The organism is Cupriavidus alkaliphilus, from assembly GCF_014191175.1.
In the GTDB taxonomy this organism is placed as follows: Bacteria; Pseudomonadota; Gammaproteobacteria; order Burkholderiales; family Burkholderiaceae; genus Cupriavidus; species Cupriavidus alkaliphilus.
Genome location: NZ_JACHWE010000001.1, coordinates 647704 through 669087 on the forward strand (window position 1 = coordinate 647704; position 21384 = coordinate 669087).

The 21384-nt window shown below is 69.9% G+C and carries 20 protein-coding genes; 10 read left to right on the forward strand and 10 right to left on the reverse strand.

Annotation, left to right across the window (positions count from 1 at the left end):
* Complete coding sequence (locus FHX60_RS03110; RefSeq protein WP_092307075.1) at positions 1-1698, reverse strand: S8 family serine peptidase; 1698 nt, start codon at positions 1696-1698, stop codon at positions 1-3.
* A 118-nt stretch (positions 1699-1816) separates the two neighbouring features.
* On the reverse strand, positions 1817-2572 hold the full coding sequence (locus FHX60_RS03115; RefSeq protein WP_116295776.1) for a hypothetical protein: 756 nt from the start codon (positions 2570-2572) through the stop codon (positions 1817-1819).
* A 507-nt stretch (positions 2573-3079) separates the two neighbouring features.
* Here FHX60_RS03115 and FHX60_RS03120 point away from each other — a divergent pair.
* The 4 genes from FHX60_RS03120 to FHX60_RS03135 all read left to right on the forward strand — a co-directional run bounded on the left by FHX60_RS03120 (position 3080) and on the right by FHX60_RS03135 (position 5405).
* Complete coding sequence (locus FHX60_RS03120) at positions 3080-3355, forward strand: response regulator transcription factor (RefSeq protein WP_111521392.1); 276 nt, start codon at positions 3080-3082, stop codon at positions 3353-3355.
* A complete protein-coding gene (locus tag FHX60_RS27965) occupies positions 3352-3522 on the forward strand; it encodes a LuxR C-terminal-related transcriptional regulator (protein ID WP_354674632.1) in 171 nt (56 codons plus the stop codon). Before FHX60_RS03120 ends, FHX60_RS27965 begins: the two co-directional genes overlap by 4 nt.
* Before the next feature lie 158 nt (positions 3523-3680).
* Positions 3681-4769, forward strand: a complete 1089-nt coding sequence (locus FHX60_RS03130; protein WP_183282524.1) for an extracellular catalytic domain type 2 short-chain-length polyhydroxyalkanoate depolymerase — start codon at positions 3681-3683, stop codon at positions 4767-4769.
* Positions 4770-4826: 57 nt separating this feature from the next.
* A complete protein-coding gene (locus FHX60_RS03135) occupies positions 4827-5405 on the forward strand; it encodes a hypothetical protein (RefSeq protein WP_092307083.1) in 579 nt (192 codons plus the stop codon).
* Positions 5406-5445: 40 nt separating this feature from the next.
* On the opposite strand, the gene FHX60_RS03140 is transcribed toward FHX60_RS03135, so the two are convergent.
* From FHX60_RS03140 to FHX60_RS03155, 4 genes are all read right to left on the reverse strand, one after another.
* Positions 5446-7689, reverse strand: coding sequence for a phosphocholine-specific phospholipase C (locus FHX60_RS03140; RefSeq protein WP_183282525.1), 2244 nt, complete (start codon positions 7687-7689; stop codon positions 5446-5448).
* Between the two features lie 38 nt (positions 7690-7727).
* Positions 7728-7922 (reverse strand): hypothetical protein, encoded by a 195-nt coding sequence (locus tag FHX60_RS03145; RefSeq protein WP_112774546.1) that lies wholly within the window; start codon positions 7920-7922, stop codon positions 7728-7730.
* 139 nt (positions 7923-8061) lie between these two features.
* Positions 8062-8571, reverse strand: coding sequence for a nucleoside deaminase (locus tag FHX60_RS03150; RefSeq protein WP_183282526.1), 510 nt, complete (start codon positions 8569-8571; stop codon positions 8062-8064).
* A 27-nt stretch (positions 8572-8598) separates the two neighbouring features.
* A complete protein-coding gene (locus tag FHX60_RS03155) occupies positions 8599-9954 on the reverse strand; it encodes a nucleobase:cation symporter-2 family protein (protein ID WP_183282527.1) in 1356 nt (451 codons plus the stop codon).
* A 176-nt stretch (positions 9955-10130) separates the two neighbouring features.
* On the opposite strand from FHX60_RS03155, the gene FHX60_RS03160 reads away from it, so the two are divergent.
* Positions 10131-11048, forward strand: a complete 918-nt coding sequence (locus tag FHX60_RS03160) for a LysR family transcriptional regulator (protein WP_183282528.1) — start codon at positions 10131-10133, stop codon at positions 11046-11048.
* 543 nt (positions 11049-11591) lie between these two features.
* Here the strand turns inward: FHX60_RS03160 and FHX60_RS03165 are convergent.
* Positions 11592-12371 carry an IclR family transcriptional regulator domain-containing protein gene (locus FHX60_RS03165; RefSeq protein ID WP_183282529.1) on the reverse strand — a complete coding sequence of 260 codons (780 nt, stop codon included), beginning with the start codon at positions 12369-12371 and terminating at the stop codon, positions 11592-11594.
* Positions 12372-12562: 191 nt separating this feature from the next.
* Here FHX60_RS03165 and FHX60_RS03170 point away from each other — a divergent pair, with 191 nt between their 5' ends.
* Positions 12563-14200 (forward strand): acyl CoA:acetate/3-ketoacid CoA transferase, encoded by a 1638-nt coding sequence (locus tag FHX60_RS03170; RefSeq protein WP_183282530.1) that lies wholly within the window; start codon positions 12563-12565, stop codon positions 14198-14200.
* A 173-nt stretch (positions 14201-14373) separates the two neighbouring features.
* Positions 14374-15372 carry a Bug family tripartite tricarboxylate transporter substrate binding protein gene (locus FHX60_RS03175; protein ID WP_112774552.1) on the forward strand — a complete coding sequence of 333 codons (999 nt, stop codon included), beginning with the start codon at positions 14374-14376 and terminating at the stop codon, positions 15370-15372.
* A gap of 35 nt (positions 15373-15407) precedes the next feature.
* On the opposite strand, the gene FHX60_RS03180 is transcribed toward FHX60_RS03175, so the two are convergent.
* Positions 15408-15563 carry a hypothetical protein gene (locus tag FHX60_RS03180; protein WP_165835101.1) on the reverse strand — a complete coding sequence of 52 codons (156 nt, stop codon included), beginning with the start codon at positions 15561-15563 and terminating at the stop codon, positions 15408-15410.
* A 326-nt stretch (positions 15564-15889) separates the two neighbouring features.
* On the opposite strand from FHX60_RS03180, the gene FHX60_RS03185 reads away from it, so the two are divergent.
* Positions 15890-17392, forward strand: coding sequence for a DEAD/DEAH box helicase (locus FHX60_RS03185; RefSeq protein WP_112774553.1), 1503 nt, complete (start codon positions 15890-15892; stop codon positions 17390-17392).
* Positions 17393-17451: 59 nt separating this feature from the next.
* On the opposite strand, the gene gluQRS is transcribed toward FHX60_RS03185, so the two are convergent.
* Both gluQRS and FHX60_RS03195 read right to left on the reverse strand, forming a co-directional pair.
* Entirely contained in the window at positions 17452-18366 is a 915-nt protein-coding gene (gene gluQRS / locus FHX60_RS03190) for a tRNA glutamyl-Q(34) synthetase GluQRS (RefSeq protein WP_183282531.1), read from the reverse strand.
* A 28-nt stretch (positions 18367-18394) separates the two neighbouring features.
* Positions 18395-19315: a LysR family transcriptional regulator gene (locus FHX60_RS03195; RefSeq protein ID WP_112774555.1), complete on the reverse strand. Its 921-nt coding sequence runs from the start codon at positions 19313-19315 to the stop codon at positions 18395-18397.
* Positions 19316-19467: 152 nt separating this feature from the next.
* On the opposite strand from FHX60_RS03195, the gene FHX60_RS03200 reads away from it, so the two are divergent.
* Positions 19468-20166 carry a pirin family protein gene (locus FHX60_RS03200; RefSeq protein ID WP_183282532.1) on the forward strand — a complete coding sequence of 233 codons (699 nt, stop codon included), beginning with the start codon at positions 19468-19470 and terminating at the stop codon, positions 20164-20166.
* Positions 20167-20356: 190 nt separating this feature from the next.
* Positions 20357-21361: a CobD/CbiB family protein gene (locus tag FHX60_RS03205; RefSeq protein WP_183282533.1), complete on the forward strand. Its 1005-nt coding sequence runs from the start codon at positions 20357-20359 to the stop codon at positions 21359-21361.
* Positions 21362-21384: the final 23 nt, after the last annotated feature.

Here is a 21384-nt window from a genome sequence, read left to right on the forward strand (position 1 = left end):
TTACTGCGGCCTGCCCAGCAGGCGCTGCAGGTTCTGCAACTGCGGCAGGCCGCCGCCGAAGCGGTTTTCCGGGTCGTGCGCAACGATCGGCGAACTGATGGCGCGGATCAGCTGGAACAGCGCCGCGACGCGGCGCGGTCCACGCGGTCCCATCCACGCGGCCAGTTGGGGATCGGACAGCAGCAACGCGGCCAGCCCCGCGATATGCGGCGCCGCCATCGAGGTGCCGGAGTCCGGCATGAAGGCGGCGCCAGGCACCGTCGAGATGATCCCCACGCCCGGGCCGCACACCGCGATCTGCGGGCCGAAGCACGAGAACGTCGGCGCGAACAGCCCGGCCCGCGTGGCCGCATGCTGCACCACCTGGGTACGTTCCCATACGTCGTGCGGCAGTTCGCTCTGCAGGCCCAGCGCCGAGACCGCCAGCACCGACGCGGAGGCCGCCGGGTACTGCACCGGCCCGCCCGAGTTGCCGGCCGCGACGATGCAGGCCACGCCGCTGTGCACGGCTTCGATCAGCTTCTGCTCGACCGCCTGCGAAGGCTGGGGCGCGCCCAGGCTCAGGTTGACCACGTCGACATCGTGGTCGATGCAGTAGTCGAGCGCGCGCAGCAGCGTGCTGAACTGCCCGCCCGGGAAGATCTTGAGCGCATGCATTTCCGCCTCTGGTGCGAAGCCGAGCATGGTGGCCTGGGCCTCGGCACCGGCGGACGCAGGCGCGCCCGGCTGCGGCCGCGCGCCGATCACGCCGGCGCAGTGCGAGCCATGGCCGATGGTGTCGAGGCGCCAGGTATCGCTGGCGTCGACGCCGGTGCCGGTCAGGTCGACGCCATGGCGGATATGCGCCAGCAGCGGATGCGCGGCATCGGCGCCCGAATCGACCACCGCGACGCGCACGCCACGACCGCCGAAGCTGCGCGTGAGCTGGTCCAGCCCCATCAGCCGCTGGCCCCAGCCGAAGCGGCCGTGCGGCGGCACATCGGGATTGGGCTGCGACAGCGGCGTCACGCGGATCACGTTGGGCTGGCCTGACACCACGTTGGGTGACAGCAGGTACTTGTTCCAGTAGCCGCTCAGCGGCCGCACGAACAGCGAGCGCGCCGGCCCGGGTTGCTGCTGCACCAGCGTCAGCGTCGCTTCGCCGCCGGCGTCGGTGGTGGCGGTTGCGGGGAAGCCATCGCCCGCCAGCGTGATGGCCACGCCCGGCAGCGGCGTGTCGCCGCTACCCAGCACCCGCACCAGCACCTCGCGCGACACCGGGCCGTCGAACGCCGATTGCGGATGGAGCCGGTCGGAGGTCTCGAGTTCGGCCTTGCGGCCATAGCCGAGCGGATGGTCTTCCTCGACGATCATGTGCGGCGGCGCCGTGGCTTGCAGCATCTGCGCGTGCGCGGCGTCGAGCTTGACCACGTAGGTGTGGGCGGCCTCGTCGGGCCGCACCGAATGCAGGTGCGTGTTCTTGTGGCCTTCGACCACATGCACGACTTCGACGCCGGGCAGCTGCGTCACCGTGCTGTGCAGTTCGCTGGCCGACATCGGCGCCACGCCCGCCTGCCGGGCCAGTGCGTGGCGCCGCGGCGCGATCAGGTATTGCTTGCGGCCGGCGTCCAGCGCCACGGCATCGCGGCTGCCCGCGCCGGAAGCGGCGGCACGGTCGGCGCCGGCGCGCGTGGCCTCGCCTTTCTTGTCTCGTTCCATTTGCTATCTCCACCGCGGCGCCAGGCGGCGCGCGCATCGATTCGGGCGGGCCGGCGCGTACGCCGGCCCGCGGCGGCGCCGGCGGGCGCCACGGTCATGCCGGGGACGTCATGCGCCTTCAGGCATAGACCACTTGCGGCTGCGCCGAGAACGGCAGCAGGCCGCCGAGATGGCCGGCCACGGTGCCGATCTGCTGGCCCACGTTGGCGTTGCCCAGCAGGCCGCCGACGGCATGGCCGAGGGTCGGCGCCACCGCGCCGATCAGCGAGCCGAACACGCCCTGCGGTGCCAGCACAGCCTGGGGTTGCGCCGAGAACGGCAGCAGCCCGCCGAGGTGGCCAGCCACGGTGCCGATCTGCTGGCCCACGTTGGCATTGCCCAGCAGGCCGCCGACGGCATGGCCCAGGGTCGGTGCCACCGCGCCGATCAGCGAGCCGAACACGCCCTGCGGTGCCAGCGTGACGGCGGGCATGGCGGAGAACGGCAGGTAGCGCGCGCCTTCGCGAACGATGTTCGCGCCATGGATGGCGACGGTCGGATAGCCCGCGGCGGTGCCGGCCGCCTGGATGAATCCCGGCGCATGCGCCGAGATCGCGTTGCCGATCGGGCCGGTATGCCCGGGCTCGGGGAACGGAAGATGCTGGGCCAGCGCGCCGGCCGCGGCGCCGGCCGCATGGCCGATCACAGGGTTCACGTAGTGCGTGACCACGGCCTGCACGCCGTCTCGCACCGCCGGAGCGACTGCGTCGGTCATCGCGCTTTGGGGCACCAGCATCGGCTGCGCGGCGAACGGCAGCAGGCTGCCGATACCGCTGACGAGATTGCCGAGCACACCTTGCGGCGCCAGGACGGCGGCGTGGATGGGGTAGGTCATGACGACTCCTTTGAATGACTGCGTGGATTGAGGAAGCAAGGGCGGCGGGCCGCGCATGCTGGCCCGGTTTCCGCGCCTGCCGCGGCGCCGCGCATCGGTGCGGCACCGGGACAGGTGGAATCATTCTTGGTTTTCGGCCCGCGGCGCCGCCATTGGGCAAATGCGGTATTGGCAGTGGATAATGCCGGGCAACAATCAGAATTAAATATCGCGCAGCATGAATTGGCTTTTAAATATAAAAACCAGCACCTAGAATTCGCCTCTGCTGCCGGCATCCGGAAACTCCGGGTCGCACCCTCGGGTAGTGCGAATCCCATGCCGGCGCAACACCGCAAGAGATCGAAAACAAAAGCAGTGATCTGGAGCCCGGCCGGGCCGTCCCCGGTTCCGCTCGTAGGTCCGCACTAGCCTTGCACGAAGGGTCCTGTGATGCACTGACGCACAGATAGACGCGCGGCTGCCGCTCCTGCGACGGAACCACTCGTTCCATCGCATGGAGCCCTCCGCATGAACCTCACCACTCGGGAAGAGACGGTGCTCGCCTTTATTGCCCGCGGCATGAGCGATCGCGAGATCGCCGCACGTCTCGCATTTTCCGTATCCACGGCGCGCAAGCACCGTGAGCATCTGCTCGCGAAAATGCAATTGCGAAAATCCTCGCAATTGACCATGTACTATCTCGCGCGCCAGCATGAGCTGTTTAAAAAAGCGGGCCGGCGGCCGCGGATAATCCATTCTCGCAACGCGAGCGCGAATATCTGGAATGGCTCGGGCGCGGCCTGAGCGACAAGGAAATCGCGCGCGCGCTCGGCATCAGCGACCAGACCGCGCGCACGCACCGGGCCCGGCTGCTGCAGAAGGCGGGCGCGGGCAATGTCTGCGCCTTGCTGTTCCTGTGCGTGCAGCAGGGATGGCTGGAGCTGCCGCAGCACCAGGCCTGCGATGCGTAGCCGGTGCAGACCACTGTGGCGCGCTACCGCATTTGCCCAATGGCCCGGCGTGGCGGTGGCTCCCGACAATGGTCCACGCAGCCGCCGCATGGCGACCAGCGTGCTGCCTGCCGCGATCCATGCGGCGCTCCGATACCTGTCGCCGTGCTGGAGCCATCATGATTCGATGCAAGCCAACCGCCCGCTACCGGGCACTTGCCGCAGCCTGCGCGCTCGGCGCCAGCGGGGGTGCGGCCGCGCAGGCGCTGCCCGCGCTGGGCGCGGACCTGGCGCAGACCTCGGTGTCGGGGCTGTCGTCCGGCGCGTTCATGGCCACGCAGTTCCACGTTGCGTATTCCGGCACCATGGTCGGCGCCGGCGTGGTCGCGGGCGGACCGTTCTACTGCGCCGGCCTGTTCGCGCCCACGCCGCCCGCCACCGCCGCCGCGACCCAGTGCATGCAGCCGGTGGGCGATACCGGCCCCGATGCGCAGGCGGCGCTGGACGCGGCACGCACCTTTGCCCGCGACGGCCGCATCGACCCGGTGCAGAACCTCGCGCGGCAGCGTGTCTACGTGTTTTCCGGCACGCGCGACCAGACCGTGCTGCCGCGCGTCGCCGCGCAGGTGGGGCGGTTCTATACGCTGGGCGGGGTGCCGGCGTCGCAGCTGCAGTACGTGGCCGATGTCGCGGCCGGGCATGCCTTCATCACCAGCCAGGCGGGCGACGCCGCCTGCGCGGCCAGTGCGTCGCCCTACATCAACAACTGCGGGCTCGAGCAGGCGCGGCAGATCCTGCAGTGGATCTATGGCGCGCTGAAGCCGGCGGCACGGCCGTCGGGCGAGTTGCTGCGCTTCGACCAGCGCGCGTTCGATCCCGGCGGCAAGGCGCTGCTTGCCGACAGCGGCTATGTCTACGTGCCGCGCGAGTGCGGCGCGGGTGGCGCCGATGGTGGCGCCGATGGCGGCGCAGATGGCGGTGCTGCGGCTTGCCGCGTGCACGTGGCCTTCCATGGCTGCCTGCAGGGCGCGGGTGCCGTCGGCGAACGCTTCGTCCGCGGCGCCGGCTACCTGGAGAGTGCCGAGGCCAACCGCATCGTGGTGCTGTTCCCGCAGGTCGTCGTGTCGCGGCATAACCCGCTCGGGTGCTGGGATTTCTGGGGCTATACCAGCGACGACCCGGCCCAGCCGGACTTCTTCTCGCGCGAGGCGCCGCAGATGGCCGCGGTCATGCGCATGGTCCGCCGCCTCGGCGCCGCGCCGCACTGAGCGCTGCGGCGCCGGCCCACATCCGATCCACTACCCCGATCCGCAAGGAGATCCGCCATGCTTTCGATCCTGCAAGCCCAATGGGCAAGCGCCAGCCGCACGGCGCTGGACTTGACCCTGTGCCAGCTGCAAGCCGCCACCGTGCTGGCGCAGTCACCCTTTAGCGCCGCTGATCCTGCCGCGGCCCGGGCGCCGGCGCGCCAGGCGCTGGCCGTGCTGAACCGCTATGCCGAGGAACGCGCCGCGCAGCAAGCGCAATGGTGGCGCGCGCAGCGCGACCGCCTCGACCTGGCCGGCGTCGCGCACGCGTGGCGCGGCCTCGATGCGATCGAGGCCGACCTGGCCGCGCGCGCGTCGCAGGCCAGGGCCAGCTACAACGATGCCGTGCGCGAAGCGCTGGCGCGCTGCCTCGAAGACGTGGGCGAGGCGCGCGATGGCAACGACATCGGCCTGGCGCTGCTGCGCGCGCTGACCGACTGGCAGGAGGCCGGCAAGACCTGCGCTGCGCAAGTCGCGGCCATGAGTGCCGCGATGATGCCGGCATGGACGCAGTGGCTGCAGTCGGCGCTGGCCGAACCCGGCGCGTCGCGTGCCGTCGCCGGCGCGGCGGCACAACGCGCGGCGCGGGACGGTTGAACCCCGCGCGGTGGCCACGCAGCGGCGCGGGTCCGCCGCCTCAGCCCTGCGCCGCGGTCCCCATGGCCGGATCGCTCACCGTATGACGGCCAGTCTCGACCCGGCCGGCAAAGCGGCGGTAGAAGGCCGGATCGGTGTCGCACGTCACCGCGAAGTCATACCACTGGCCGCTCTGCTCCAGCTGCCAGTGCTGTGACTTGCTGCCGTTGGCACCGACGGTGGCTTTCCACGGGCCATCGCTGCGGTAGGCCAGCGGCTCGATGTGGAAGTGGCAGGCCTTGCCGCCGGCGTTGATCAGGTCGACATAGACGTCGCCGTTGGCAATGTCGTAGCAGACGCGGATCTCGGGGGCGATGCCGGTTTCGCCGATGCGGCGGGTGTCGCCGCGGAAGTGGCGATGGAAGCCGTTGGGGCCGAGCACCCACAGGTCGTATTGCCCGGCATTGTCCTGGAAGGCATTCCAGGTATCGCTGAGCGACTTGCCGGCTTCCACCATATAGCGGCGCGGGATCCGTCCCAGCTGGAGGCGGTCGTAGACGTGGAACACCGCGGCCTGCGTGCCGGTGTTGGCGAACACCAGTTCGACCTGGCCCACGGCGCTGCAGCGCGCGCTGGTGTGCAGTTCATACGGCAACGCGCGCGACGGGCGCGTGCCGGCGGCCTGCTGCGGCAGTTGCATGTCGGCGGGCAGCGGCACCGCCGGCAGCGCCTGCTGCGCGCGGCGCAGTTGGTCCGCGTCGCTGCGCGTGGTGCGGCCGCCGAGCGTGGGCAGCGCCTCGTTGTTGGGCGTCTTGAAGTTGAAGGCGCTGGTCAGGTCGCCGCACACGGCGCGGCGGAACGGGCTGATATGGGGCTCGGCCACGCCGAAGCGCGCTTCCAGGAAGCGCAGCACCGACGTGTGGTCGAACACCTGCGAGTTGACCCAGCCGCCGCGGCTCCACGGCGAGATCACGTACAGCGGCACGCGCGGCCCCGGGCCGTAGACGCGGCCGTCCGCCGCGGGCTGGGTCCGGCTGCCCGGCGGCGCCGGCTGGTTGAAGTACTCGGCCAGCATCTCGGCATCGCTCAGCGTCGACTTGCCGGCGAAGGTCTGGTCCGGATTCAGCGACGGCGCCGAGGGCGAGGGCACGTGGTCGAAATAGCCGTCGTTCTCGTCGAAGTTGACCAGCAGCACGGTCGTGCTCCAGACCTCGGGCACCGCGGTCAGCGCGTCCAGCACTTCCTGCAGGAACCAGGCGCCCTGCACCGGGCTGGAGGGCCCGGGATGCTCGCAGTAGATCGACGGCGCGTTGATCCACGACACCTGCGGCAGCCTGCCTGCGCGGATGTCGCGGCGGAAGGCGTCGAGATACTCGTCGGGGCGGCTGCCGGGCAGGGTGTTGGCCACGCCCTTGTACAGCGGGTTGCCGGGGTTGTCGGTGGCGGCATCGTAGGCGTGGTACGGCAGCGGCTGGCCGGTGTTGGCATAGGGTGCGCCCGGTGCACCGCCGCTGGAGACCGGATAGCCCGACGCCAGGTTGGCCTTGCGGAACTGCTGGAACGCGCCCAGCATGTTGTCGCCCCATTCGTCCGGCATGTTCTGGTAGCAGATCCAGCTGATGCCGGCGTCTTCCAGGCGCTCGGCATAGGTCTTCCAGGTGTAGCCGGTGTTGGCCGAGGCCGGCAGCCCGTCGATCGCGTCCCACTCGTTGTTGACGAAGGCGACGTTGGCCGCGGTCGGGCCATTGGTGCCGGTCAGGTGGAAGGCGCGGTTGGCATCGGTGCCGGTATGCATGGAGCAGTGGTACGCGTCGCACAGCGTGAAGGCGTTGGCCAGCGCGAACTGGAACGGGATCTCCTGCTCCTTGAAGTAGCCCATCGACGTGCTGGTCTTGTACGTCGGCCAGTTGGCCATGCGGCCGTGGTCCCAGGCCTGCTGGCTGTCCAGCCACGCGTGCGGGGTGCCGGCGGCGCGCTGCGCGTTGTTGCTGGTGCCGTCGAGGTGGTACGGCGTCAGCACCGCGCCGCTGGCGCGCTGTTGCTGCCAGACCTGGCGCGCGCCGGGCAGCGGGATGGTAAAGCGGTCGCCGAAGCCGCGCACGCCGCGCAGCGTGCCGAAGTAGTGGTCGAAAGAACGGTTCTCCTGCATCAGGATCACCACGTGCTCGACATCCTGGATGGTGCCGGTGGCATTGTTGGCCGGGATGGCCAGGGCCTTGCGGATGCTGGGCGGAAACGCGGCCAGCGCGGCGGCGGCGAAGCCGGTGCCGGCTGCGGCCTGCAAGAAATTGCGGCGAGAGACCATGGTCTTTGTCGGAATTGGCGTGGGGACTGGCGGAAGGTTCAGGGCGCGCAGCGGATCACCGGATCGGGCCGCTGGTCTGGCTTGCCGGGCTGTCCCGGCTTGACCGGCTGGGCGCTCGGCGCAAGCGTTGCAGTGGGCGATACGGTGGGGCCGCCGTCGCCGCCGCAGGCGGCGAGCAATGCCGCCGCGATCAGCATCGCGGGCAGGGTGGTGGGCAGTCTGCGGGGAAGCATGGAATCACCTGGCTGGTTGGGGTGGCGGCTGCTGCGAGCCGGAGCCAGGCGAGTGTAGGAAGGCGCGGTGACGTGCCAATGACAGGGTTGGATGCCTTCCCGATGCCGTCCGCCCGGGAGGCGGACGGCGGATGCCGCGCTACTGCCAGAAGCCCGCGTGCGGTGCCGCGGCTTCGTCTTCCAGCACCGGCCCGACCACCTCGACCTTGCGCTGGCCGCGCGCAAACACTTCGCGGCACGGCAGCGAGAAGGTCGGATTCTCCGGATGGTCGCCGGTCAGGCCCAGCAGCTTGTGTTCCGACAGCGCATAGACCACGCGGCCGATGCCGGTCCAGTAGACCGCACCCGCGCACATGCAGCACGGCTCCGCGCTGGTGTAGAGCGTGCAACCGGCAAGCTGCTCGGGCGGCAGCACGCGCGCGGCCTGCGCCGCGGCGACCAGTTCGGCATGCTGGGTCGGGTCGCCTTCGGGCGGCATCGAATTGTTGCCGGCGCTGGCGATGATATTGCCGGCCGCGTCGGCCACCAGCGCCGCGAACGGATGGCGGCCGCGGGCCTTGGACTGGTCGGACAGCGCAATCGAGCGGCGCAGCAGCGCGAGGTCGAGCGGCGACAGTCCGGCGCCGGACGGATCGGTGATTCGGGTCATGCTTGGGGGTCTCCGGTGAGGGGAAAATCAGGACAGGGTGGACTCTTCGGCGTGGTCTTGCCGCGGTGCTGGCGTGGTGGCGTGCGCCGCGCTGCCGCTGAGCAGCACGTTGAGCAGGATGGCGGTGATGCCGCCGAGGAAGATGCCGCTTTCCAGCACCAGCCTGAGCGTGCCGCCGGCCTGCTCGAACAGGGCGGGGAAGGACATCGGCAGCACGCCGACGCTGACGGACACGGCGACGATGATGGCGTTGCGCGTGCCGTCGAATTTCACGCGCGACAGCTCCTGGATGCCGGCCACGGTGGTCATGCCGAACATCACGATGGCGCAGCCGCCCAGCACCGGCCGCGGCACCGAGGCAATCAGCGCGCCGAGCTTGGGGAACAGGCCCATCAGCACCATGATCGCGCCGGCCGCGGCAACCACGTAGCGGCTCTTGACGCTCGACAGCGCGATCAGGCCGGTGTTCTGCGTGAAGGCGTTGTACGGAAAGCTGTTGAAGATGCCGCCCAGCATGGTCGACAGGCCATCGGCACGGAACGCGTTGCCGAGCGTGTCCTGGCCCGCGGGCTTGCCGACGATCTGGCCGATCGCCAGGCAGTTGCCGGTGGTCTCGGCCATGATCACCAGCATCGCCAGCATCATGACCAGGGTGGGCGCCAGTCCGAATTCCGGCATGCCGAACGCGAACGGCGGGCTCACCTCGAACCATGCCGCCTGGCTCACATGGGCAAAGTCGGTCAGGCCGCAGGCCATGGCGATGGCGGTGCCGGCCACCAGCCCGAGCAGGACCGCGAGGTTGCCGACCAGGCCGCGAAAGCGCGCATAGATGAACAGCGTGATGGCGATCGTCGCCGCGCCCAGCAGCAGGTTGGGCATGCTGCCGAAGTCCGCCGCCTGCGGATTGCCGCCGCCCAGCCAGATGGCGGCGGCCGGCATCAGCGAGATGCCGATGATGGTGATCAGGCTGCCGATCACCACCGGCGGAAAGAAGCGCAGCAGGCGGCTGAACACCGGCGCCAGCGCGATGGTGGCGGCGCCGGCGCCGATCACCGCGCCGAACACGGTGGGCAGCCCGTACTGCTTGCCGATCATGATCATCGGCGCCAGCGCGATAAACGAGCAGCCCTGGATCATCGGCAGCCTCGCGCCGAACTTCCAGACGCCCAGGCACTGGATCATGGTGGCCACGCCCGAAGTCAGCAGGTTGGCGTTGATCAGCATCACCACCTGCGCCGCGGACAGCCCGAGCGCGCTGCCGAGGATCAGCGGCACCGCCACCGCGCCGGCGTACATCACCAGCACGTGCTGCAGGCCGAAGCTCGCCAGCTGGCGCAGCGGCAGGATTTCATCGACCGGGTGCACCGGCGTCGGGGTCTTCATGCGCTTGTCTCCTGTTTCGATGGATGCCGCGGGCGCCTCTGCCGGGCGCGTGGGGCGGGCAGGCCGTTGGCTCGCGGGTTTGTGCGGGCCAGACGGTTGCGGCATCATCTCCGCAATTTCATCGGGATAACAAATCAACACCTATCGGTCTGGTCGATGGGTGACGGGGAGGGGAGATGCGCTTTTCGCTGGACCAACTGCAGGTGTTCGCGCTGGTGGTGGAGACCGGCTCGTTCTCGGCCGCGGCGCGGCGGCTGGGCAAGACCCAGTCCACCATCAGCGCGGCGGTGGCCAACCTGGAGATCGACCTGGGCGTGCCGCTGTTCGACCGCAGCAGCCGCAATCCGGCGCTGACCGAGGCCGGCCGCAAGCTGCTGACCGAGGCCGAGGCGGTGCTGGAGCGTTGCCTGTCGCTGCAGTCCCATGCCGCCAGCCTGGCCGATGCCAACCCGCCCGGGCTGACGCTGGCGATCGAGATTCCGTACCACGCGGTGACGCCGGTGCTGGCGGAGTTCGAGCGCGAGTTCCCGTATGTCGACCTGACCCTGCGCAACCCGGTCTACGGCGACGTCAGCGAACTGGTGCTGCAGGGAGAGGCCGAGCTGGGCATCGCCTTCGCGCAGCCGCACTACGCGCCCGAGCTGGCATTCGTGCAACTGGGCAAGCTTGTCATGGTGCACGTGGTGCATCCCGGCCACCCGCTGGCCGGGCGCGGGCAGGTGTCGTTCGCCGACCTGCACGCCTATCGGCGCCTCGCCTTCAGCGCGCATGCCGACAAGCTGCCCACCAGCGAATACCTGCGCGCGGCGCGGGTGTGGCGTGCCGAAAGCTACCTGGCGCTGGTGGAGATGGTGAAGAGCGGGCTGGGCTGGGCCACGCTGCCGCGGCAGCTGGTGCGCGAGGCGCTGGCGCGCGGCGAGCTGGTGGAGCTGGACCTGGCGGCCTATCCGTACACGGACTGGCTGGTCGGCGTGGACCTGATCTGGGCGAAGTTAGCGCGGCCGCAGGGCCGGGCCGGGCAATGGCTGCGGCAGCGCTTCCGCGACAACATGGTGTTCGAGGTGGACCGGGGCGGGCAGCAGACTGCGCGCTGAGGGCCACGGGCAGGGAAGGTGGTCGCCGGCGTGGCAGCGCCGGCGGCCGGTGGGGATGATCAGATCAGGTGGAAGACCATGCCGAGGGCGATCGCGCCGCCCAGGGTTTCCACTGCGGCAAGGGCGAGAAGGTTCTTCAGTACGAAAGCCTCTTCTTTCTTCGTCACCATGGTCTGTCTCCCGGTCATTGGACTAGTTCTGCAGCACCATCGGCGGTGGCAATCCGGCGTGGGGCGGTGCCAGGGGCGTCGATGTGAGACCAGTAGACCGCATCCGGCCGCCGCGCGGAAGCTGGCGAAAACCCGCTCGGCGAAAACCCGGATTCCTACGAGCGTGTGACAGGGTCATGATTGACAGGCTTTGCAGGGCGCGCCTGCGGCCTGCCCGCCACGGCGCATGCAATGGCCCGCATTTGGGGGATGCCCGCGCCGGCGCGATGCGCCAAGATCGACGGCGTGGGTGGTCGAGCAGATTGCCCCGCTACCGCTTGAGCCCCGCTGCCTCCCCGGCACGCGGGGCTTTTCTACTTGGGCCGGGCGCGGCTCAGCGCGCCTGCAGGATGGCTTCGATGCGGGCGGCGGCCTCGCGCAGCGGCGCCAGGAAGCGTGCTTCCAGGCGGGTTCGGTCGCGGCTGCCCAGCACCATGCTGAAGCCCAGCCCGGCCACCACCTTGCCGGCCTGGTCGCGCAGCGGCACCGAGATCCCGGCGTAGCCGTCGACCAGTTCGCTGACCAGCACGCAGTAGCCATCCGCGCGCACCTGGCGCAGCGTGCGCGCCAGCGTGGCGCGCGAGCTGACCGTGAACGGCGTCAGCTTGCGCAGCGTCGCGCCCGCCAGGTAGGCCTCCAGCGCGCTGTCGTCCAGGCCGGCCAGCAGCACCCGGCCCAGCGAATGCGCATAGGCCGGCATCCGCCGCCCCAGCGCCATGTCCACGCGCAGCAGCTGGCGCGGCTCCTCGCGCGCCACCAGCACCACCGACTCGGCATCGAGCACGCCCAGCGAGCAGCTTTCGCCCAGGGTCTCGCACAGCTGCTGCAGATAGGGCCGCGCCAGCTGCGGCAGGCTCATCGAGGCAAAGTAGGCGTAGCCCAGCTCCATCACCCGCGGCGTCAGCGCAAAGTGGCGGCCGTCCTGCGCCACGTAGCCGTTGTGCTCCAGCGTCAGCAGCAGCCGGCGCGCGGCGGCGCGGGTCACGTCGAGCTGGTCGGCGACCTCCTGCATGGTCAGCCGCTCCGCGCCAGCGCCCAGCAGGCGCAGCAGCGACAGGCCCTTGCTCAGCGATTCCAGCAGTTCGTCTTTCTTGGCGGTTTCGGCTTGCGGCATAGGGCGTCTGGCAGGGAACGGTCGTGAGATGAACGATCAGGCACGTGCTGGTCGGTGCCGCTGCAGAGGGCTTGCGCCGACCGGCAGCATCTCCGTATGATAGCGTTTTCCGAACAAATGTTCGCAAAACGAATTCACGGAAAGCGTGCCGCCAGCGATGCGGGACGGCACGACCAGAACCGGAGACAGCGATGAAGGTAATCACCGCGCGCGAAGCGGCGGCGCTCGTGCAGGATGGCTGGACCGTGGCCAGCGCGGGCTTTGTCGGCGCCGGCCACGCCGAGGCCGTGACCGAGGCGCTGGAGCAGCGCTTCCTGCACAGCGGCCTGCCGCGCGACCTGACGCTGGTGTACTCGGCCGGGCAGGGCGACCGCGGCGCCCGCGGCGTCAACCATTTCGGCAACGCCGGCATGACTGCCACCGTGGTCGGCGGCCACTGGCGCTCGGCCACGCGGCTGGCCACGCTGGCGATGGCCGAGCAGTGCGAGGGCTACAACCTGCCGCAGGGGGTACTGACGCACCTGTACCGCGCCATTGCCGGCGGCAAGCCCGGCGTGATGAGCAAGATCGGCCTGCACACCTTTGTCGACCCGCGCACCGCGCAGGACACGCGCTACCACGGCGGCGCCGTCAACCAGCGCGCGCGTCGCGCCATCGCCGAGGGCAAGGCGTGCTGGGTCGATGCCGTCGAGTTCCGCGGCGACGAATACCTGTTCTACCCCAGCTTCCCGATCGACTGCGCGCTGATCCGCTGCACCGCCGCCGACGCGCGCGGCAACCTCAGCACCCATCGCGAAGCCTTCCACCACGAACTGCTGGCGCTGGCGCAGGCGGCGCACAACTCGGGCGGCATCGTGATCGCGCAGGTCGAAAGCCTGGTCGATCACCACGAGATCCTGCAGGCTGTCCACGTGCCCGGCATCCTGGTCGACTACGTGGTGGTCTGCGACAACCCCGCCAACCACCAGATGACGTTCGCGGAGGCCTTCAACCCCGCCTATGTCACGCCGTGGCAGGGCGAGGGCGCTGCCGGCGATGCCGCCGGTCCGTCGCCCGAGGCCGGGCCGCTGGATGCGCGCACAATCGTGCAGCGCCGCGCGGCGATGGAACTGGCGCGGCGCGCGCCGCGCGTGGTCAACCTGGGGGTCGGCATGCCTGCCGCGGTGGGGATGCTCGCGCACCAGGCCGGGCTGGACGGCTTCACGCTGACCGTCGAAGCCGGCCCCATCGGCGGCACGCCCGCGGATGGCCTCAGCTTCGGTGCCTCGGCCTACCCGGAAGCGGTGGTGGACCAGCCCGCGCAGTTCGATTTCTACGAAGGCGGCGGCATCGACCTGGCGATCCTGGGCCTGGCCGAACTGGATGGCCAGGGCAACGTCAATGTCAGCAAGTTCGGCGAAGGCGAGGGCGCGCTGATTGCCGGCGTCGGCGGCTTCATCAACATCACCCAGAGCGCGCGCGCGGTGGTGTTCATGGGCACGCTGACGGCGGGCGGCCTGGAAGTGAGCGTCGGCGACGGCAGCCTGCGGATCGTGCGCGAAGGCCGCGTGAAGAAGATCGTGCCGGAGGTTTCGCACCTGAGCTTCAACGGCCCTTACGTGGCATCGCTGGGCATCCCGGTGGTGTACATCACCGAACGCGCGGTGTTCGAGATGCGCGCCGGCGAGGGCGATGCGGGGAGCGAGGCCCGCCTGACGCTGGTCGAGATCGCTCCCGGCATTGACCTGCAGCGCGATGTGCTCGACCAGTGCGCCACGCCGGTGGCGGTGGCGCCCGACCTGCGCCAGATGGATGCGCGGCTGTTCCAGGCCGGCACCATGCGGCTGTAACGGCCGCCGCACCACAACACCATTCCATCGGACGGGCCGGCCAAGACCGGTTCGCAAGGAGGCACGCCAGATCTGTCATGACGTTACGCAACCGCAGTCGCTTCATCCCGGCGCGGCCTGGGCCGCGCATCGATTCTGATTTATCGCGATTCACCGCAGGAAACAGTCACACCATGCAGAACACCAGCCGCCGTACCTTCCAGCGCCGCCTGGGCGCCGTGCTCCTGAGCGCCACGCTGCCGCTCGCCGCCGCACCGGCTCTTGCCGAGTCCTACCCCAGCAAGCCGATCCGGCTGGTGGTGCCGTTCCCGCCGGGCGGCCCGACCGACACCGCCGCGCGCATCATCGGCCAGAAGATGAGCGAAACACTGAAGCAGCCGGTGGTGGTGGACAACCGCCCCGGCGCCTCCGGCACCATCGGCGCCGAAAACGTCGCCAAGAGCCCCGCCGACGGTTACACCCTGCTGGTGCTGGCCACGCCCACGCTGCTGGCGCCGCACCTGATCAACCGCAAGGGCTATGACATCTTCAAGGACTTCACCCCGATCGGCGCGGCCTACGACCTGCCGATCGTGATGGTGGTCAATCCGCAGGCGATGCCGGACGTGAACAGCCTGCAGCAGTACATCGCCAAGGCCAAGGCCAAGCCGGGCGCGCTCAACTACACCAGCGCCGGCAACGGCAGCTTCGGCCACCTGTCGACCGAGCTGCTGAAGAACCTGGGCAACTTCGACGTGCAGCACGTGCCGTACAAGGGCAGCGCGCCGGCCATCTCCGACCTGCTGGCCGGCCAGGTGCCGATGATGTTCTCGGACATGATCGCGGCGCTGCCGCATATCAAGGCCGGCAAGCTGCGCCCGATCGCGGTCGGATCGGGCAAGCGGGTCAGCTTTACGCCGGAGGTCAAGACGGTGGCCGAACAGGGCTTCGCGGGCTTCGATGCCACCGCATGGGGCGGGCTGCTGGCGCCGGCCGGCACGCCGAGGGAGGTGGTGGCGACGTTGTCGGCCGAGTTGAAGAAGGCGCTGGCCGATCCGACCGTGCAGCAGAAGATGCTGGGCGCCGGCACCGTGGCCGCCTATATGCCGCCGGAGCAGCTGGCCGCGCGCATGAAGGCCGACTACAGCAAATGGGGCAAGGTGATCCAGGACAACGGCATCCGCGGCGACTGAGCGCGCGGATGACGACCCGGCGGCCCCGCTGCGGTTCAGGCGGGCTGCCGGCCCTGGGGCTGGCTCGCCGGCAGGGCGGGCAGCGCCGGCCTTGGCAACGCCGGCTGGCGGCCGGCCGCGGCCAGGCCCAGGAACTGGCTGGAGGTGCGCAGGAATTGCTGGCAGGTCTGGCGAAACAGCTCGAAGTCCATGTCGGTCCCGATGTGAAGAAGCCGCGCGGTCCGGCAGGGCCGCCGCGCCGCCGGCATCTTGCTTGGCCGATATGACAATGTCTTGACAATGGGCACGCCGGCGCCGCCGCTGGCGCCGGCTTGTCGCGGCCGTCGCACGGCGGCGCCGGATCGCCCACTGCGGGGACAGAGATGCTAAAATCTAAGTCTTTGATTCTCATGGCCAAATGCTGTAGCCAGCAGGGCCGCGCCGGAACCTTGCCGGCGCCCGGCGAGATTCAGGGCGAGATGAGTTCCAGACGCGTATCCGTTTGTGCCGGGTTCGCCTCCCGCCAATACCGATACCCATGACCACTACGAACGCACCAGAACCTACCACCGCGGTTCCCGCCGCTGTGCAGACCTTCGACAGCTTCGGCCTCGACGCGCGCATCCTGCGTGCCCTGTCCGAGCAGGGCTATAGCTCTCCCACGCCGATCCAGGCGCAGGCCATTCCGGTCGTGCTGCTGGGCAAGGACGTGATGGGCGCCGCGCAGACCGGCACCGGCAAGACCGCCGGCTTCGCGCTGCCGATCATCCAGCGCCTGCTGCCGCTGGCCAATGCCAGCGCCTCGCCGGCGCGCCACCCGGTGCGCGCGCTGATGCTGACGCCCACGCGCGAGCTGGCCGACCAGGTCTACGACAACGTCGCCCGCTATGCCAAGCACACCGATCTGCGCAGCACGGTGGTGTTCGGCGGCGTCGACATGAACCCGCAGACCGACGCGCTGCGCCGCGGCGTCGAGATCCTGGTGGCCACGCCCGGCCGCCTGCTCGACCACGTGCAGCAGAAGTCGGTGAACCTGTCGCAGGTGCAGATGCTGGTGCTGGACGAAGCCGACCGCATGCTCGACATGGGCTTCCTGCCGGACCTGCAGCGCATCATCAACCTGCTGCCGGCGCAGCGCCAGACGCTGCTGTTCTCGGCGACGTTCTCGCCGGAAATCAAGCGGCTGGCCTCCAGCTACCTGAAGCAGCCGGTCACCATCGAAGTGGCGCGCAGCAACTCGACCAACGAGAACGTGCGCCAGGCGGTGTACCAGGTCGAGGACGGCCACAAGCAGGCCGCGGTGGTGCACCTGCTCAAGCAGCGCGCGGAGCAAGGGCTCTCGCGCCAGTGCATCGTCTTCGTCAACAGCAAGATCGGCTGCTCGCGGCTGGCGCGGCACCTGGAGCGCGAGGGCATCAACGCCGCCGCGATCCACGGCGACAAGACCCAGACCGAGCGCATGCAGACGCTGGACGGCTTCAAGAGCGGCACCATCGACGCGCTGGTCGCCACCGACGTGGCGGCGCGCGGGCTCGATATCCCCGACATGCCGTGCGTGATCAACTTCGACGTGCCGTACAGCGCCGAGGACTATGTGCACCGCATCGGGCGTACCGGCCGCGCCGGCGCCAGCGGCGATGCGCTGTCGATCTACGTGCCGGGTAACGACGAGCGCCTGCTGTCCGATATCGAGAAGCTGATCAAGCGCAGCATCCCGCGCGGCAAGCTCGAGGGCTTCGACCCCACCGGCGCGCGCGCGCGCCAGGCCGACAGCGAGCGCCGCCGCGAGCGCGGCGAAGTGCGCCGCACGCGCGGCAGCGCCGACAGCGAAGACCGTCCGCGCCGCCACGACCACGGCGCCAGCCGCCAGGCCTTCCGCGCCTCGGACGACCCGTTCTTCTCGCGCCCGTATGAGCCCGGCCCCGCCAGCGCGGCGCAGGCCAAGGCCGCCGACGAAGTCGCCGCCGCGCTCACGCGCGGGCGCACGGCGCCCAAGCGGCCGGTGGCGGCCTTGCTGGGCGGTGTGCCGCGCAAGTCCTGAACGGATCGACGTTGTGCAGAGAATGGCCCGCTTGTGCGGGCCATTTGTTTTTGCGGCGGCTAGACCGATGCCGGCAGCGGCAGCGTGGCCAGCCGCCCGCGCCAGCCGTCGGTGGCCCGCGCCAGCCAGTCCTGGACCGTGCCGGCGGGATTCGACAATCCCAGGTGCGCGCCGGCCTCGCGCAGCGCGTCCAGCGGGGCGCTGGTGTCGATCGCCTGCGCGCCGCTCTGCTTGCTGAGCTTCTCGCCAAGCTGGTTCACCACCACCGGCACGTGCAGGTACGCCGGCGTGGGCAGGCCCAGCAGGTGCTGAAGGTGGATCTGCCGCGGCGTGGAGTCGAGCAGGTCGGCGCCGCGCACGATATGCGTGATGCCCTGCAGGCCGTCGTCGACCACCACCGCCAGCTGGTAGGCCCACAGCCCGTCGGCGCGGCGCAGCACGAAGTCGCCCAGCTCGGTTTCCAGGTTCTGGCACTGGCGCCCCTGCCAGCGGTCGTCGAAACACACCACGGCGGCCGGCCCGTCCGGCACGCGTACCCGCCACGCGCGCGGCAGCTTGCCGTTCAGGCCGTGGCGGCAGGTGCCGGGATAGCCCAGGGTCTGGTGGCGTTCGCGCACGTGCACCAGCGAATCGGCGATCTCTTTGCGCGAGCAGCCGCACGGGTAGAGCTGCCCCGCGGCATCGAGCCGGCGCAGCGCCTCGGCATAGTGCGGTTCGCGCCGGCTCTGCCATACCGGCGGCTCGTCGGGCGTCATGCCGATGCGCTCCAGCGTGTGCAGGATTTCGTGGTCCGCGTCGCGCACGCAGCGCGGCGTGTCGATGTCCTCGATGCGCACCAGCCATTGCCCGCCATGCGCGCGCGCGTCCAGCCAGCTGGCCAGCGCGGTCACCAGCGAGCCCATGTGCAGCGGCCCCGTGGGCGAGGGCGCGAAGCGGCCGCGATAGCCGCCCGCGGCGCTTATCTGCACTGCCATTGCAGCCCTCTCTGCCATCAGCCCATCCTCAGCCGGCGAAGTCGGGTTGCTGCAGCAGCGCCTGCGCCAGGCGCGGATCTTCCAGCTTGCCGGCCCACCACTGCAGCGCCTTGCCGCGGTTGCTGGTGCGCCACGCCACCTTGAAGTTGCCCGGCGCGCGCACCTCGACGGTCTCGCGTGCCTGCAGCACGCCGCTCTCGATATGCGGCTGCGCCATCGGCGCCGGCAGCCAGCCGCAGCCCAGCCCGCGAATCTGCGCTTCGAGCTTGTCGCGCATGGTCGGCACCACCAGCACGTCCTGCCCGGCCAGCACGCCATGGGTGCGGGCCGGCAGGTTGCGCGAGGTATCGCCCACCGCGACGATGCGGTGTTTGGCGATCTGGATCGTGGTGAGCGGGCCTTCCTCGGTGGCGAGCGGATGATGCGCGGCCACGGCGAACACGAACGGCATCGACCCCAGCGGCCGGATCTGGAAGCCCTGCGTGCTGGGCGCGTCGTAGGCGCCGCCGATCACCAGGTCGGCGCGGTTGCTGACCAGCGCGTCCCACGCGCCGCCCAGCACTTCCTTGGAAAAGCGCAGCCGGGTCGCGGTGTTCTCGGCGTAGAAGTCGTGGATCACCGGCAGCAGCGCGCGGAAGTTGATCAGGTCGTCGACCACGATGGTGAGGGTGGCCTCCCAGCCGGTGGCCAGGCGCTTGACGCGCCGCGCGAGGTCGTCGGCGGCGTGCAGCAGGTGGCGGCCCTCGTCGAGCAGGGCGCGGCCCGCGGGCGTGAGTTCGGCGCGATGGCGGCGCCGGTCGAACAGCAGCACGTCGAGGTCTTCTTCCAGCTTGCGCACCACGTAGGTCAGCGCGGAGGGGACCTTGCCCATCTCGTGGGCGGCGGCGGCAAAGCTGCCCTTGCGTTCGATGGCGTCGAGGACTTCTAGGGATTCTAGCGAGAGGGCCATGTTCAGAAATTCTGAATGACTGCTTCTAAGGTGGTCCCCGTAAATATACGCCTGAAGGCCTAAACTGCCTAGCATCCAAAGCGAAAACGTATGCCGCGGCAAGGTTATCCAGACGGTGCTGTCGGCGAAAAGGCTCAAGGAGGGCCATCAAAATGATTGAAATCAGAAAGTCTGCAGAGCGTGGGTACGCCGATCACGGCTGGCTGAAGTCCTATCATTCGTTCTCATTCGCCGACTATTACGACCCGCAGCATGTGCAGTTCGGGCCGCTTCGCGTGATCAACGAAGACCGCGTCGCGCCGGGCATGGGCTTTGGCACCCATGGCCACCGCGACATGGAAATCATCAGCTACGTGCTCGAAGGCGAACTGGCGCACAAGGACAGCATGGGCAACGGCAGCGTGATCCGCCCGGGTGACGTGCAGCGCATGAGCGCCGGCACCGGCGTGCGCCATTCGGAATACAACCACGCCGCGCACGACACCACCCATTTCCTGCAGATCTGGATTGTGCCGGCCGAGAACGGCATCGACCCCGGCTACGAGGAAAAGCACTTCGCCGCGCCCGACAAGCGCGGCAAGCTGCGCCTGGTGGCCAGCGCCGACGGTGCCGAGGGCTCGGTGCTGGTGCACCAGGACATCCGGCTCTACGCCGGCCTGTTCGACGGCGACGAAGCCGCCACGCTGGCGCTGGCGCCGGGCCGCCGCGCCTATGTGCACGTGGCGCGCGGCCGGGTCGCGGTCAACGGCAAGGCGCTCGAGGCCGGCGACGCGGCCAGGCTGGAAGACGTGGCCGAGGTCGCGCTGTCCGGCGGCGATGGTGCCGAGGTGCTGGTGTTCGACCTGCCCTGACATCGTTCGCGGCCCCATGCGAGAGCCCGCCCCATGGCGGGCTTTTGCTTTTGCGTGGCGCGCCGGGGTGCCCGCGCGTAGCGCTGTGCTATCTTCTCGCTATGCATTGCGCCTGCGCCGGCACATCGCTGGCCAGTCGCGCCGGCCGGCCCGAACGGGCCGGCGTGCCCTTGGAGCACCCCGTACCAAGATGACCTTTGTTTCCATTCTCCTGGCGCTGATTGCCGAGCAGTTCCGCGCCCTGGGCCGCAACAACCCGATCTACGAAATCGTGCGCGCGCTCGGCGACCGCGCCGAGCACGCCTTCGACACCGGCCGCCCGCGCGACGCCGCGCTGGCGTGGCTCACCGTGGTGCTGCCGCTGACCCTGGCGGTGATCGTGGTGCACTACCTGCTGGCGTCGATCAGCGTGGCGCTGACGCTCGCCTGGAATGTGCTGGTGCTGTACATGACGCTGGGCTTCCGCCAGTTCAGCCACTACTTCACCGACATCCACGAGGCGCTCAACCGCGACGACCTCCATACCGCGCGCACGCTGCTGCACGAGTGGACCGGGCTCGACACCGTCGAGATGCCGGTGTCCGAAATCGTGCGGCATACGCTGGAAGCGGCGATCATCGCCGTGCACCGGCACGTGTTCGGCGTGTTCTTCTGGTTCCTGGTGCCGGTCGGCCCCGGCGGGGTGGTGCTGTACCGCACCGCCGAATACCTGGGCCGCCACTGGAACCTGCCGTCGACCGAGCGCAGCCCGGCGCTGGGTCGCTTTGCCGCGCGCGCCTTCTACCTGCTGGACTGGATCCCGTCGCGGCTGACCTCGATCGGCTTTGCCATCGTCGGCAACTTCGAGGACGCGGTCTACGCCTGGCGCAACCATGCGCGCAAGTGGAACGATGCCGTCAACGGCATCCTGCTGGCGAGCGGCGGCGGCGCGCTGGGCGTGCGGCTGGGCACGCCGCTGGCCGAGGACGATTCCACCGTGGTGCTGCGCACCAGCGTGGCCGGCCCGGCCGTGGACTACGCGCCCGGCATGGAAGATGCCGACGGCGCCAGCGGCGGCCCGGAGCCGGCGCCGCCCGAGTTCGGCACCGAGCCCGGCGTACGCACGCTGCAGTCGGCGGTGGGGCTGGTGTGGCGCGCGGTGGTGTTGTGGATGCTGCTGCTGGCGATGCTGTCGCTGGCGCTGTGGGTGGGTTGAGCGGCGCCTGACCGGCAAGCGCG